The organism is Enterococcus sp. DIV1368d (assembly GCF_050542975.1).
GTDB lineage: Bacteria > Bacillota > Bacilli > Lactobacillales > Enterococcaceae > Enterococcus_D > Enterococcus_D casseliflavus.
Window position 1 is genome coordinate 1,443,592 of the sequence record NZ_CP172939.1, and the last position, 13,661, is coordinate 1,457,252.

15 protein-coding genes are annotated in these 13,661 nt (G+C 39.1%); 14 read left to right on the forward strand and 1 reads right to left on the reverse strand.

The window, feature by feature from the left end; translation table 11 throughout:
* Positions 1-2: 2 nt before the first annotated feature.
* The 6 genes from IGJ44_RS06660 to IGJ44_RS06685 all read left to right on the forward strand — a co-directional run bounded on the left by IGJ44_RS06660 (position 3) and on the right by IGJ44_RS06685 (position 4,119).
* Positions 3-497, forward strand: a complete 495-nt coding sequence (locus IGJ44_RS06660) for a PTS system mannose/fructose/N-acetylgalactosamine-transporter subunit IIB (RefSeq protein ID WP_026008065.1) — start codon at positions 3-5, stop codon at positions 495-497.
* Between the two features lie 69 nt (positions 498-566).
* Positions 567-1,559: a mannose/fructose/sorbose PTS transporter subunit IIA gene (locus IGJ44_RS06665; RefSeq protein ID WP_005225763.1), complete on the forward strand. Its 993-nt coding sequence runs from the start codon at positions 567-569 to the stop codon at positions 1,557-1,559.
* Positions 1,560-1,589: 30 nt separating this feature from the next.
* Positions 1,590-2,393 carry a PTS mannose/fructose/sorbose transporter subunit IIC gene (locus IGJ44_RS06670; RefSeq protein ID WP_005225764.1) on the forward strand — a complete coding sequence of 268 codons (804 nt, stop codon included), beginning with the start codon at positions 1,590-1,592 and terminating at the stop codon, positions 2,391-2,393.
* Positions 2,394-2,413: 20 nt separating this feature from the next.
* On the forward strand, positions 2,414-3,325 hold the full coding sequence (locus IGJ44_RS06675) for a PTS system mannose/fructose/sorbose family transporter subunit IID (protein WP_005225765.1): 912 nt from the start codon (positions 2,414-2,416) through the stop codon (positions 3,323-3,325).
* A 114-nt stretch (positions 3,326-3,439) separates the two neighbouring features.
* Positions 3,440-3,805: a DUF956 family protein gene (locus IGJ44_RS06680; protein ID WP_005225766.1), complete on the forward strand. Its 366-nt coding sequence runs from the start codon at positions 3,440-3,442 to the stop codon at positions 3,803-3,805.
* Between the two features lie 74 nt (positions 3,806-3,879).
* Complete coding sequence (locus IGJ44_RS06685) at positions 3,880-4,119, forward strand: GlsB/YeaQ/YmgE family stress response membrane protein (protein WP_005225767.1); 240 nt, start codon at positions 3,880-3,882, stop codon at positions 4,117-4,119.
* Between the two features lie 147 nt (positions 4,120-4,266).
* Here IGJ44_RS06685 and IGJ44_RS06690 read toward each other — a convergent pair whose 3' ends face one another.
* A complete protein-coding gene (locus IGJ44_RS06690) occupies positions 4,267-6,210 on the reverse strand; it encodes a BglG family transcription antiterminator (protein WP_081343870.1) in 1,944 nt (647 codons plus the stop codon).
* Positions 6,211-6,396: 186 nt separating this feature from the next.
* Here IGJ44_RS06690 and IGJ44_RS06695 point away from each other — a divergent pair, with 186 nt between their 5' ends.
* The 8 genes from IGJ44_RS06695 (at position 6,397) to nusB (ending at position 13,598) form a co-directional block, all read left to right on the forward strand.
* The gene (locus IGJ44_RS06695) at positions 6,397-6,720 is read left to right on the forward strand and encodes a PTS sugar transporter subunit IIB (RefSeq protein WP_074535685.1); all 324 of its coding nucleotides are present in this window, start codon (positions 6,397-6,399) and stop codon (positions 6,718-6,720) included.
* Between the two features lie 58 nt (positions 6,721-6,778).
* Positions 6,779-8,026, forward strand: coding sequence for a PTS sugar transporter subunit IIC (locus tag IGJ44_RS06700; RefSeq protein WP_074535686.1), 1,248 nt, complete (start codon positions 6,779-6,781; stop codon positions 8,024-8,026).
* Positions 8,027-8,047: 21 nt separating this feature from the next.
* A complete protein-coding gene (locus IGJ44_RS06705; RefSeq protein WP_074535687.1) occupies positions 8,048-8,386 on the forward strand; it encodes a PTS lactose/cellobiose transporter subunit IIA in 339 nt (112 codons plus the stop codon).
* The gene (locus IGJ44_RS06710; RefSeq protein WP_430606470.1) at positions 8,383-9,819 is read left to right on the forward strand and encodes a glycoside hydrolase family 1 protein; all 1,437 of its coding nucleotides are present in this window, start codon (positions 8,383-8,385) and stop codon (positions 9,817-9,819) included. The genes IGJ44_RS06705 and IGJ44_RS06710 overlap by 4 nt, the downstream gene beginning before the upstream one ends.
* A gap of 25 nt (positions 9,820-9,844) precedes the next feature.
* Positions 9,845-11,284, forward strand: a complete 1,440-nt coding sequence (locus tag IGJ44_RS06715; RefSeq protein WP_167826709.1) for a glycoside hydrolase family 1 protein — start codon at positions 9,845-9,847, stop codon at positions 11,282-11,284.
* Positions 11,285-11,441: 157 nt separating this feature from the next.
* Positions 11,442-12,506 (forward strand): M24 family metallopeptidase, encoded by a 1,065-nt coding sequence (locus tag IGJ44_RS06720; protein WP_005225769.1) that lies wholly within the window; start codon positions 11,442-11,444, stop codon positions 12,504-12,506.
* A gap of 209 nt (positions 12,507-12,715) precedes the next feature.
* Positions 12,716-13,141 carry an Asp23/Gls24 family envelope stress response protein gene (locus tag IGJ44_RS06725; RefSeq protein ID WP_005225770.1) on the forward strand — a complete coding sequence of 142 codons (426 nt, stop codon included), beginning with the start codon at positions 12,716-12,718 and terminating at the stop codon, positions 13,139-13,141.
* On the forward strand, positions 13,134-13,598 hold the full coding sequence (gene nusB, locus IGJ44_RS06730; protein WP_034858046.1) for a transcription antitermination factor NusB: 465 nt from the start codon (positions 13,134-13,136) through the stop codon (positions 13,596-13,598). Before IGJ44_RS06725 ends, nusB begins: the two co-directional genes overlap by 8 nt.
* Positions 13,599-13,661 lie beyond the last annotated feature (63 nt).

Consider the following 13,661-nt stretch of genomic DNA (forward strand, 5'->3'; position numbering starts at 1 on the left):
GAATGGATATACGTCTTGCCCGAATCGACGATCGGTTGATTCATGGTCAGGTCGCCACAGCTTGGTCGAAAATGACTGGTATCAATCGAATCATCGTGGTCAGTGATGAGGTCGCAAATGACCAATTACGGAAGTTTCTCTTGAAAGAAGCTGCTCCACCAGGAATCAAATCCAATGTGGTGACAGTAGCAAAAATGCTTGAGGTGGCGCATAACACATTATTTAATACGCAAAAAGTCATGTTATTATTTACCAACCCTCAAGATGTCGTGACTCTGGTCAAAGGAGGCATTGACATTCGTTCCGTCAATATCGGCGGCATGAGCTTTTCAATGGGAAAACGGATGATCACTAATTTCGTGTCAGTCAATGATCAAGATCTTGCTTCGCTGCTTTATTTGCAAAATCAAGGCATAGAAGTAGAGATACGCAAAGTTCCAGCTGATCGTAAAATCTTTTTGAAGGATATTTTGGAAAAAGAAGGTAGTCACCCTTAATTTTTTCGATGTTGTTTTTTCTTTCGTATTCGTGTCACATTTTTCAATTTTGATATAGGAGGTAAAAAGATGGTAGGAATTATCCTAGCAAGTCATGGAGAATTTGCTAACGGCATTTTGCAATCTGGTTCAATGATCTTCGGCGAACAAGAAAATGTTAAAGCTGTTACATTGATGCCAAGTGAAGGTCCAGATGACATCAAGGCAAAAATGCAAGAAGCAATTGCTACATTTGACGATCAAGAAGAAGTATTATTCTTAGTTGATCTTTGGGGTGGTACTCCTTTCAACCAAGCAAACAGCTTGTTTGAAGATCACAAAGACAAATGGGCAATCGTTGCTGGTATGAATTTACCAATGGTGATCGAAGCCTATGCTTCACGTTTTTCAATGAACACTGCGCATGAAATCGCTGCGCACATCGTTGAAACAGCTAAAGAAGGGGTTAAGGTCAAACCAGAAGAGCTTGAACCAGAAGAAGCGACAGCACCAAAAGCTGTGCAAGACGATCAACCTAAAGGATCACTTCCTCCGGGAACTGTTCTAGGCGATGGCAAAATCAAAATCGTGCTTGCGCGTGTGGATTCTCGTTTGCTACATGGTCAAGTCGCTACAGCTTGGACAAAATCAGTCAATCCATCTCGGATCATCGTTGTTTCTGATGCAGTGGCAAAAGATGATTTGCGTAAAAAACTGATCGAACAAGCAGCTCCTCCAGGAGTAAAAGCGAACGTCATTCCAGTGGACAAAATGATCGAAGTTTCTAAAGACCCTCGTTTCGGGAATACGAAAGCTTTACTATTATTTGAAAACCCACAAGATGTATTGCGTGCAGTTGAAGGCGGCGTTGACATCACTGAAGTGAACGTTGGTTCAATGGCTCACTCTGTTGGGAAAGTTGTTGTAAGTAAAGTATTGTCGATGGGTACGGACGATGTGAAGACATTTGAAGATCTAAAAGGACGCGGCATCAAATTTGATGTGCGTAAAGTGCCAAATGACTCTCGAGACAACATGGACGAAATCTTACGCAAAGCCAAAAATGAATTGGCGAATAAATAGAAACGTATTCAACTAAATAGGAGGTCTATCATGACTATTATATCTATGGTATTAGTAGTACTCGTTGCCTTTTTAGCTGGTATGGAAGGAATCTTGGATGAATTCCAATTCCATCAACCGCTAGTCGCGTGTACTTTGATCGGTTTAGTGACCGGTAATTTGGAAGCATGTATCATTTTGGGCGGATCATTACAAATGATCGCACTTGGATGGGCAAATATCGGTGCCGCTGTTGCACCTGATGCTGCATTGGCGTCTGTTGCATCTGCAATTATTTTAGTTTTAGGTGGACAAGGAACTGCTGGTGTTGATACAGCGATTGCCGTTGCGATCCCTCTAGCTGTTGCTGGTTTGTTCTTGACAATGATCGTTCGTACATTGGCTGTGCCAATCGTTCACTTTATGGATGCGGCTGCTGAAGAAGGCAACATTCGTAAAATCGAAATGTGGCATGTGATCGCTGTATGTATGCAAGGGGTTCGTATTGCGATTCCTGCAGCTGCATTGTTGGCAATTCCTGCTGCAACTGTTCAAAACTTCTTAGAATCAATGCCTGCATGGTTAACTGATGGTATGGCTATCGGTGGTGGTATGGTCGTTGCCGTTGGTTATGCAATGGTTATCAACATGATGGCAACTCGCGAAGTATGGCCATTCTTCATTATCGGTTTCGTTATCGCAGCTATTTCTCAATTGACATTGATCGCTATCGGTGCTTTGGCAGTAGCAATCGCATTGATCTACTTGAACCTAACTAAAATGGGCGGATCATCAAATGGAGGCGGCGGCAGCAACACTGGCGACCCTCTAGGCGATATCTTGAATGACTATTAGAATCGAAGGAGGAGAAAAAAATGGCAGAAAAAATTCAATTAAATAAAAAAGATCGTTTAGCCGTAGCATGGCGCTCTACCTTCATTCAAGGTTCATGGAACTATGAACGTATGCAAAATGGTGGTTGGGCATTCTCAATGATTCCAGCAATCAAAAAATTATACAAAACAAAAGAAGACCGTGCCGCTGCATTGAAGCGTCACTTAGAATTCTTTAACACTCACCCATATATCGCATCGCCAATCTTAGGGGTAACTTTAGCGCTAGAAGAAGAACGTGCCAATGGCGCGCCTGTCGATGACGTAGCGATCCAAGGGGTAAAAGTTGGGATGATGGGTCCTTTAGCCGGTGTCGGTGACCCTGTGTTCTGGTTTACTGTACGTCCGATGTTAGGTGCTCTAGGTGCTTCTCTTGCTTTAGCTGGAAACATCTTAGGTCCAATCATCTTCTTCGTTGCATGGAACATCATCCGTTGGGCATTTATGTGGTACACACAAGAATTCGGCTACCGTGCTGGTTCAAAAATCACTGATGACCTTTCAGGCGGATTGTTGCAAGATGTAACAAAAGGTGCTTCAATTTTAGGGATGTTCGTATTAGGGTCACTCGTTCAGCGTTGGGTATCGATCTCATTTGCGCCAGTTGTCTCAAGCGTACCGCTTGATGAAGGTGCTTATGTCGATTGGGCGAACTTGCCTTCTGGCTCTGCTGGTTTGCAACAAGCCTTCCAACAAGTTGCTGAAGGCCGTGCGTTGACTGATACAAAAGTAACAACATTGCAAAACAACTTGGATCAATTGATTCCTGGTCTAGCTGCACTATTGCTTACTTTATTATGTATGTGGTTATTGAAGAAAAAAGTTTCTCCAATCATCATTATTATCGGTCTATTCTTAGTCGGTATCGGTGGACACTTGATCGGATTGTTATAATCTTTTCAACGAAAGGTGCTTGGGGCAACCCAAGTACCTTTTTATTTATTCGCCAAACCTGCTGCAAAGACGTATAATAAGATAATAAGACGATATAGAATGGAGTAAGCGCAAATGGTACAATCTCTTAATACAAAAGTGGATTTGACGATCGATGCTACGTCTTTTTTAGGGATCAATGAGTACGGCAAAATCATGATCGGCGATAAAGCCTTTGAGTTTTACAATGACCGTGACAAACGCAAGTTTATTCAGATCCCATGGGAAGATGTCGACTATGTGATCGCTTCGGTCATGTTCAAAGGACGTTGGATACCACGCTATGCGATCCGCACCAAAAAGAATGGCACGTATACCTTCTCCTCAAAAGAACCAAAAAAAGTCTTGCGAGCGATTCGTGAATACGTCGATCCAGACCATATGGTGCATTCATTAGGCTTTTTTGATGTATTAAAACGAGCCTTCACTCGCAGAAAATAACAAGAGAGCATATATTTTTCCAATTGATTCTCAATATGGTACCCTTTTTATAAGAAAGTTTAGGAGGGGTTAGTATGCACTTTTTATGGACATTGATCGTTGGAGCGGTCATCGGTTCAATCGGTGGTGCCATTGCAGGCGAAAAACGCGGTTGTATTTTTGATATCGTTGCAGGACTTGTAGGCGCATCGATTGGTCAAGGACTTTTTGGCACTTGGGGACCGCAAGTAGCAGGAATGGCTATTGTGCCAGCGATTATCGGCGCGGTCATTTTCGTGGCAGTCGTATCGTTCTTTTTGGGACGTAAAAGATAATCTAGTAAAACGGAGTAAAAATGATCTAAATATACTCCAAATTGCATGAAAGACTAAACCTGATTTCAACCAGTCATACATTGGTATGTCTGCTGCTTGAAATCAGTTTTTTTTGTTGTCCAAATTTTCTTAATTACAGGAGAATGATTATTTGTAAACATCTATGCGACTGTATATTAACTTTTTGAAATCTTCAAATGATTGACAATTACGAACTTCCTGAATTGTAGGCTGGTCGTTAAAAAGCGCAATCAGCGATTCATATAATTCACGAAACGTTTGTTTGTCTGCTTTATTGATCGCAATTAACAAAACTAAATAAACCGTGTGTTTCCCCCAGCGGATTCCTGTCTTGGAAATAGTAACAGCGATACTAGTTTTTATTGCATCCATCTGTACTGAATGAGGAATGGCAATATTTTGAAAAGCAGTCGCAGCAGCTTCTTCTCTTCGATAGACTTGTTTTTCAAAAGCAGGATCGACATATCCCTTTTCTTCCAAACGTCTGCAAAGAAGTGAAAGAACTTGATTTTTGTTTTTCATGCTTGATTTTGCCACAAATAAATCGCTCTCGAAAAACTCGTCAAAATGTTCTCTTAATTTCTGGTTTTTATAATTATTTTGGTTTTTTAGAATGGCTTCTTGAATCAGATCATACTGTTCATGAAGGTTAAATGGAGAGATATGAACGATGGTATCGCTTTTGATCCTGGTGACTGGAATCGTACTGATGATCATATAGTGTCGACAGTCGGATACCTCTGATTTAAGTGATTGCAAAGCTTCCTCAGATTGAATACTGTGGACGATGTTTATTTGGTTGCCAAAATCAAGTAATAACGTATTCAAAAGATTAGTACGCAATGAATGATAATCAGGGCACAGCAAAATAACCGGGATCTTCGATTTGTTTTTATTTTGGCGTTCGATTTCAGCACCGATATGCATAGCGATAAAAGCAGTTTCGTCTTCATTGATAATTACTTCGTAGGATTCCATTAAATCCAAGCTAATATATATAGCCATGTCAAAAATTATCGGGCTATTCAACTTGATATAGTCAGCCATTGGATTGTTGGTGAAACGCTGATTTCTTGATCGAAAAAGCAGTCCTTTGATATGGAGTGAAAACGGTATGGTGAAATCTTCACTTGAAAGATCGATCATATACATTGTGTTGATATCTTGCACATAGCGATTAGTCAAAGAAAGAATTTCCGTTCCAATCAGCTCAGTCACTTCTTGTTTTGTCGTGGACAATGAATAATTGGCGTTTGCTCGAAATAAAATTGACAGTTCTGCTAATTCATAAGGATTTAAATGAATATCAAATTTTTTTTCTATAGAAAGATATAAATCATCCAGTAAGTTTTGTTCTTGTTCAGTTATTGTTGGCAGTAAATATTCATTAGAGCGTAATGGGTTACCTTGATATTTCCGAGTAATCATGATCACAAGATGGAATAGCAGATTTGAGAGAGCAAAATCGTTTAAATAGTAATTATGATTTTTAAAGACATCTTTAATAATACTGTATAAAGCATCGGTATCAAAGTCAGGAAAACAATGTTTAATTTGTGTAATGTCCGTAAAACTGTTGCCTGATTCTTCGCTTATGACATAGCGAATAAGTTTTCGTTTGTCCTTTTCATCGCCAATAATCTGTAAACAATCATTGTTAGATGTAAATTTAACATTGTAGGTTTTGTACATTGTGTTCATTTTTGTCAGTAATGATTTAAGTGTCGAATAGCTGATGCAAAGTGATTCACATAAATCAAATAAATGTAGTTCAGTTGAGGAATGAAAAATTAGCTGCTTAATTATATAAAAGGATCGATCTTCATTGGATTGGGGAATCTGTTGATTAGTTTGCGCTAATAAACTTGGAATAAGCGAATGATTGCTGAGTAGATAACCGTTTCTTGAAGAGATGATAATTTTACTTTCAAAGAGTGTATTTAGTTGAGATACATAATTTTTAATTGATCTTGTTGAAATATTTAGAGCATTTGCTAACTCAATACTGGTTACAATTCGGTTTTCATTGCTGAGGTATTTCAGCAATTCTTGCTGTTTTTCATTAATCATGATGCTCCCGTTCCTTTCTTCATTTAATTCTAACTATAGTTAGAATTGGAAAGCTGCGTCAAGCGTACTTTTGCCCCTTAATGGGAAAATGCTTAGAAGATTCCTTGCCCTTTAAAGTGAAAAAGTTCGGTTGAAGGTCGTAGTACATATTTCCTATAGTGGAGCTATCAAGAAGGAGGAAAAAATATGACTAATTTAAAAATACTTCTATGTTGTGGAGCTGGAATGTCGAGCGGATTTCTTGCTAGTAACGCCCGTAAGACTGCAAAGAAAAGAAAATTATCCTTAAATGTAGAGGCAAGGAGTTATACAGAAGTGAATGATTATTTATCATCTATTGACATTTTGATGATTGGCCCGCATTACGCAAGTGAATTATCAAAATATGAAGCATTGGCATCCCCCTACAATGTTCCTGTTGTGGTAATCCCGCAAGATGTATACGCGCAGTTAAATGGAGAAAAACTTCTGGATATTGCTCTTCATAAAATCAATGAGCGCAAGAGTTGATCGTTTCTAAAAGGCAAAATATCTGTTTTTACTGAAACTAAAAAAGGAAGTTATGAATATGAAAAAATTTATGAATTGGCTGACGAATTCGTTTGCCCCAACCATGAACACTTTTTTCTCAAAGCCTTGGCTGGCTGCTCTTTCAAGCAGTATGCAAAAAATCATTCCATTTATTTTAACCGGGTCACTTATCTATTTTTATAATGTGTTTGTATCGTTTTTTCCAGCATTACCTGATCTTTCTCCGATTTTGAATTTTAGCTTTGGACTGATTTCATTAATTGTCGCTTTCATGATGGCAAATCAGTGTATGGAGAAACTTAACCATCCGTTTTATATTACCAATGCGGGCATTACTTCAGTCTGCGTATTATTGATGGCGGTCATTCCACAAGAAGAAAATACAGATAGTTTATCTGCCTTTCTGGGAAACTTGGGACCATCTGGAATTGCTGTTGGGATGGTTATCGGTCTTTTTGTATCGCTCGTGTTCCATTTATGGGCTAAGGTTCGTTTCATGGAAGGGAGCAGTGTACCCGACTTTGTGACTGGTTGGATAAACACCATTGTGCCGAACGTTATTGCTCTAGGAATTACAATGGTTTTGGTGAATGTTCTTCATGTGAATCTCTTTGAAGTGATATTAGCTGCTTTTCAACCAGTTGCCTCAATAGGACAAACCTTACCTGGGTTTATATTAATCTGTTTTGTTCCGGCATTCTTCTATACGATGGGGATTTCAAGTTGGCTTTTTGGTGCAGTTACCACACCAATTTTTCTAGCAGGTATCCAAGAAAACATCGAGGCTGCTGCTGCAGGAGGAGTGGCTCAAAATATTGCAACAAGTGAAGCGGTTTTTACGCTAGCGTTTATCACAATGGGTGGTATGTGTGCAACATTAGGTCTGAATATCTTGATGTGCTTCTCAAAATCCAAGCAGCTGAGAACTTTAGGTCGTGTCTTTCTTGCCCCGTCAATTTTCAATATTAACGAACCAGTTATGTTTGGGGCTCCAGTGGTATTCAATCCGCTGTTGATGCTTCCAGCTTGGATAAACTCTATTGTCGGAGCGTTGTATGTTTGGTTTCTGATGAGCACTGGCTTACTCAACATCCCTTCTAAAATGATCCAAGTCGGACAAGTGCCTGCGCCGATCTCAAGTGTGATGGTAACAGAAGATTTACGAGCTGTGTTGTGGTGGGTACTCTTATTTATTTTATATTTGGTTATCTGGTATCCATTTTTTAAAGCTTATGAAAAAGAAAAGCTCATAGAAGAATCACAAGCAGTAGAACTAGAAATTTAGGGATTGGAGACGAGCAAGTTTATGGAAGAGCAATACGAAAATGAACTAATACCAATAGCTATGCAAATCATTATTCATGCCGGAGATGCTAGAAATCTATTAGTTGATGCAATGAAAATGGCAAAAATATTTGATTTTTCTGCTGCAGAAAAAAAGCTTTTTGAAGCTGAAAAAAAAATCGTGTTAGCACATAAAGCACAAACAGAAGTTATTCAAAAAGAAGCCAACGGACACTATTATGAGATATTTTTGCTGTTTGTTCATGCACAGGACACCTTAATGACAATTAATTCCGAAGTTAAGATGACAAAAGAGATGATTGATATTTTGAGAATAGTTGAAAGAGGGCAAAAAGAATGAAACAATTTCCAAATAATTTTTTATGGGGCGCAGCCACGAGTGCTTATCAAGTGGAAGGCGCGGCATTGTTAGATGGCAAAAAAGCATCTCAGCAAGATGTGATCAATGAAAAAAGCTTTGAAGAAAAGGGGTTTGCTTCTGCAGAGATCGCGAGTGATCATTATCATCATTACAAAGAAGATGTTGCATTGATGGCAGAAATGGGGTTTTCAACCTACCGATTTTCAATTTCTTGGTCTCGAGTTTTTCCTGATGGTGTTGGCGAAGTAAACGAAAAAGGAATTGAGTTTTATCGAAAATTGATTGATGAGCTTTTAACTTATGGAATAGAACCAATCGTTACACTGTATCACTATGATTTACCATGGGCTCTTTTCGAAAAGTATCAAGGGTGGCTGGATAGACGAATTGTTGCAGATTTTGAATATTATGCGAAGTTTGTTATCAACGAGTTTAAAGATAAAGTTAAGTATTGGACGACTATTAATGAGCAGAGCATTATCGTCCAGTATTGGACACAAAAATGTTATATCCCGAAAGAGCTTCAGTCACAAAATCAGTTGCGTTATCAAATCAACCATCATATGAACCTTGCACATGCGACGGCCTGTAAATTGGTGCATGATTTAGTGCCCGACGGATTAGTAGGAGCTGCTTTAGGGTATGCACCGATTTATCCTCTTACATCTAAACCAGAAGACGTATTGGCTGCTTTAAATGCCCATGACTTAAGAAATGCTTTCTACTTAGATATTTATTTCAAAGGCATTTATACAGAGTCGGCAATGACTTATCTCCAAGAAAATCACTTGGCACCAATTGTTGAGCCAGGGGATATGGACTTAATTAGAGAAGGATATTCAGATTTTCTTGCATTAAACTATTATGCAAGTGAATGTGCAAAAGCTTGTCCTAAGGAGTCAGGGAAAGCAATACGATACAGCGGCGTTAATCTTTCTGGAAAAAAAGGCGAGATTTCTGGTTTTGAAACACATCCTGGTTTTTACGAAATGTGTAAAAATCCCCATCTTGATACAACTGATTGGGATTGGGCGATTGATCCATTTGGATTAGAATATGCGTTCAGAGATATTTATACTCGTTATAATAAACCCTTGATGATTACAGAAAATGGCTTAGGAGCATTCGATGAACTTACTCCAGAAGGAAAAGTGCATGATGAGTACCGCATCTCCTATTTAAGAGACCATGTTAAAGCGATAAAGAGAGCAATGGAAAAAGGGGTTGAGGTCTGGGCTTACTGCCCTTGGTCAGCGTTGGATTTACTGTCCACAAGTAACGGAGTCAAAAAACGTTACGGTTTTATCTATGTTGATCGGACTGATGATGATCCGAAAGATTGCGCTCGTATCAAGAAAGACTCTTTTTATTGGTATCAAAAGGTTATCCAGTCTAATGGAGAAAATTTATGATTGTGAATCATTTAGGAGGAGAAGAATGACAAAAAAAAGTTTTCCAAAAAATTTTTTATGGGGCGGAGCAGTTGCAGCTTGCCAAATTGAAGGTGCTTTTGACAAAGATGGACGCGGTTTATCAACTTCTGATATTCATGCGTTTGATCCTGAATTAAATAGAAGCAACATAAAAAAAGAAGGCGGCGGGACATTAGCTGAGATAAAGTTTGCTGTAACAGATTGTACCAACTATTACCCTAAACGGTTGGGAATTGATTTTTACCACACGTATAAAAAAGATCTTGCCTTGTTGAAAGAGCTGGGATTAAAAGCATTTCGAACAAGTATCTCTTGGTCAAGAATTTTCCCTAATGGCGATGAAATGCGGCCAAATGAAGCTGGGTTAAAATTTTATGATGATCTGATAGCCGAAATTATCAGTTGCGGTATGGAACCAATTATAACAATGAGCCATTATGATATGCCGCTTCATCTGGTGACAGAATATGGTGGTTTTGCAAATCGTAAAGTAATCGATTTTTTCGTACGCTACGCAAAAGTATTACTAAGTCGATACAAAGGAAAAGTTAAATATTGGATTATCTGTAATCAAATCAATTTGGTACCAACCGTTCAGTTTGGTAGTTTAGGTATTTATGATGACCAATCTGATAATATGGAACAACTGATGTATCAGGCGGTACATCATCAGTTTGTAGCTGGAGCCAAAGTTATCGAATTAGGGCGAGAAATTGATCCAGATGCTAAACTAGGAACAATGGTCGCAGATGCAACATTTTATCCGGCTAGCTGCAAACCAGAGGATATAGTCTTAACGATGAAAAAAAACCGTATGCAGTACTATTTTACTGATGTCCAATTGCGAGGAACATATCCAGAATTTGCGTTGCGCTATTTTAAAGATCAAGGGTTTTCTATCGAGATGCATCCGGCAGATCTGCCATTACTAAAAGAGAATACGATGGATTTTCTAGCGATTTCTTACTATTATTCACGTATCGTCGACGCATCCAAAAATACGATGGCACCATTTGATGGTGAACAAAATCCATATTTGAAGCCCACTGCATGGGAATGGCGAGCAGATCCTTTAGGTTTTTACAATTGCTTATCTCAATACTGGGACCGCTATCAAGTTCCTCTCATGATTGCCGAAAACGGCTTAGGTGCAATCGATACAATCGAACAAGGCGGAACCATTCGAGATCAATATCGTATTGAGTATTTGAAACAACATATTGTACAACTAAAAGAATGTATCAAGGACGGTGTTGATATTCTTGCTTATTTGAGCTGGGGCCCTATAGATTTAGTCAGCTCTTCCACTGCAGAAATGAGCAAACGTTATGGGTATATTTATGTTGATTTAGATGATTATGGTAAAGGAACCAGGGAACGCATCAAAAAGAGCTCCTTTTATTGGTATCAAAAAGTAATTGAAAGCAATGGAGAAGAATTGTAGAGCAAAGACCGTCTAGTTTTCTAGATGGTCTTTTTGATAACTTGAGGTCCCAAGTTTCTGAAGGTTCATTTTTTAGAAAACTTTTCGCTTGCTTTCCGCTTTTTCTGGAAGTTTGTTATAATACTATCGTATAGAACAAGAAAGTAGGGAACGATACATGTTAAGAGTTGAAAAATTACGTGAAGCAATGAGAAAAGATTCGATTGATGGGTTCTTGATCACCAGCCCATACAATTTGCGTTACTTGACAAACTTTACTGGGACAACTGGTTTAGCAGTCATTACGTTGGACAAAGCTTTTTTTGTAACAGATTTCCGATATACAGAGCAAGCAGCGGCCCAAGCCCAAGGATTTGAGATCGTAAAAAATAGTGGACCGATTTTTGAAGAAGTTGCAACTATCTGCCAAAAGGAAGAAATCAATGTCTTAGCTTTTGAAGAAAGTTTCGTCAGCTTTGCCGAATACTCCGTCTTAGAAGACTTGATCGAGGAATCATCCCTTGCCCCTGTATCGGGTATGATCGAGGCTTTGCGGGAAGTCAAAGATGAGGAAGAGATCGCATTGATCCAACAAGCCTGCCATATCGCTGATCAAGGATTCGAACATATTTTGAAAATGGTCCGCCCAGGAATGACAGAAATCGAAGTGGCGAATCAGTTAGATTTCTTTATGCGTTCATTAGGTGCCACAAGCGTATCTTTTGAAACGATCGTTGCTAGTGGTCTGCGTTCAGCAATGCCCCATGGGGTTGCCAGTGAAAAAGTGATCGAACAAGGCGATCTGATCACGTTAGACTTTGGCTGTTACTATCAAGGCTATGTGTCTGATATGACTAGAACCTTTGCAGTAGGAGATCCTGGCGATAAATTGAAGGAAATCTATCAAATCGTACTTGAAGCGCAAGAAAAAGTCTTGGCCGCAGCAAAACCTGGAATGACCGGAATTGAACTAGATGCGATCGCTCGGGATCACATTGCTTCCTTTGGCTACGGAGATGCCTTTGGTCATTCAACAGGTCATGGGATTGGTTTAGAGATCCACGAAGGACCAAATGTATCCTTCCGCGCTGATAAAGCATTTGTTGTCGGAAACGTCATTACAGATGAACCAGGGATCTATCTTCCAGGAATTGGCGGCGTTCGTATCGAAGATGATCTTTTGATCACCGAAACTGGTAATAAAGTGTTGACACATTCACCGAAAGAATTGATCATTCTCTGATTCATCGACCTTGTTTTTCAGAAAATTCATTGAGAATAGTGGGTTATTATAGATTCTCAGTGCAGAAAATGATAAACTTAGAGCGAGAAGAAACACTGTGCCATGGATGTTATTGATTGAATCAAGCGTTGGTTTGCTTCAAACGGAAAAAACGAGCGGTTTTTTTACAAACAATACGGTACAGCTGTTTAGAATGGAGGCAAAAACGTATGAATGAAGATAAAAACCTTGTATTAAATGCAAGTCCTGAATTAGGCGAGATCGTCATCGCACCAGAAGTGATCGAGATCATTATTGGGATCGCTGCTTCTAAAGTGGAAGGTGTCTATGGGATGCGAGGAACACTGGCAAACAGTGTCACTGAATTATTAGGTCGCGCAGCTCATGGCAAAGGGGTCTACTTAACGATCGATGAAACAGGGATCAAAGTGGATATCTACTGCTATATTACTTATGGGATGTCAGTGCCTAAAGTGGCAATGGAGATCCAAGAACGGGTCAAACAGCAAGTCTTATTTATGACAGATGTGCAACTGGCTGAAGTAAATGTTCATGTTGTGGCAGTCGTGCCAGAAAAAGTAGATTTACCTGACATCGAAGAATTATTTGGAAACGACGAGGAAGAAAATGAGTAAAGAATTATCACGGCATGAAATACGGAAAATGGCGTTACAAGCTTTATTTCCACTAGACTTTAATAAAGATTTAACGAAACAAGATGCCATCATGCATGCCATCGAGTTGGAACACCATGAATTGATCGATGAAGAACAAGAGCATTTTGTGCCTGTTTATTTAGATCAATTAGTGGCAGGTGTCTGTCATTACAAAGAAGCCTTGGATGAAGTCATTCAAAATCATTTAAAAGCTGGTTGGAAAATCCAGCGTTTATCAAAAATGGACGTGACGATTTTACGAATTGCTTTGTATGAAATGATCTATGTGGATAATGTGCCGAATCGTGTGGCTTTGAATGAAGCGATCGAGTTAGCGAAAACTTTTAGTGATGATCAGTCCAGAAAGTTTGTCAACGGTATTTTATCGACAGTCAATCAAGAGCTAGAAACAAAAACCAACCAGGTAAGTGAGTAATTTTCAGCCCTAACACGATCGATCAAAAGAGATCAGCTTTTTTTCGATCGAGTCAGAAACCGA

Coding starts and splice junctions, on each gene's coding strand:
- IGJ44_RS06710 (WP_430606470.1), top strand. CDS start 8,383: ATGAAACAATTTCCAAATAATTTTTTATGGGGCGCAGCCACGAGTGCT.
- IGJ44_RS06700 (WP_074535686.1), top strand. CDS start 6,779: ATGAAAAAATTTATGAATTGGCTGACGAATTCGTTTGCCCCAACCATG.
- IGJ44_RS06695 (WP_074535685.1), top strand. CDS start 6,397: ATGACTAATTTAAAAATACTTCTATGTTGTGGAGCTGGAATGTCGAGC.
- IGJ44_RS06675 (WP_005225765.1), top strand. CDS start 2,414: ATGGCAGAAAAAATTCAATTAAATAAAAAAGATCGTTTAGCCGTAGCA.
- IGJ44_RS06705 (WP_074535687.1), top strand. CDS start 8,048: ATGGAAGAGCAATACGAAAATGAACTAATACCAATAGCTATGCAAATC.
- IGJ44_RS06660 (WP_026008065.1), top strand. CDS start 3: ATGGATATACGTCTTGCCCGAATCGACGATCGGTTGATTCATGGTCAG.
- IGJ44_RS06685 (WP_005225767.1), top strand. CDS start 3,880: ATGCACTTTTTATGGACATTGATCGTTGGAGCGGTCATCGGTTCAATC.
- IGJ44_RS06715 (WP_167826709.1), top strand. CDS start 9,845: ATGACAAAAAAAAGTTTTCCAAAAAATTTTTTATGGGGCGGAGCAGTT.
- IGJ44_RS06670 (WP_005225764.1), top strand. CDS start 1,590: ATGACTATTATATCTATGGTATTAGTAGTACTCGTTGCCTTTTTAGCT.
- IGJ44_RS06680 (WP_005225766.1), top strand. CDS start 3,440: ATGGTACAATCTCTTAATACAAAAGTGGATTTGACGATCGATGCTACG.
- IGJ44_RS06665 (WP_005225763.1), top strand. CDS start 567: ATGGTAGGAATTATCCTAGCAAGTCATGGAGAATTTGCTAACGGCATT.
- nusB (WP_034858046.1), top strand. CDS start 13,134: ATGAGTAAAGAATTATCACGGCATGAAATACGGAAAATGGCGTTACAA.
- IGJ44_RS06725 (WP_005225770.1), top strand. CDS start 12,716: ATGAATGAAGATAAAAACCTTGTATTAAATGCAAGTCCTGAATTAGGC.
- IGJ44_RS06720 (WP_005225769.1), top strand. CDS start 11,442: ATGTTAAGAGTTGAAAAATTACGTGAAGCAATGAGAAAAGATTCGATT.
- IGJ44_RS06690 (WP_081343870.1), bottom strand. CDS start 6,210: ATGATTAATGAAAAACAGCAAGAATTGCTGAAATACCTCAGCAATGAA.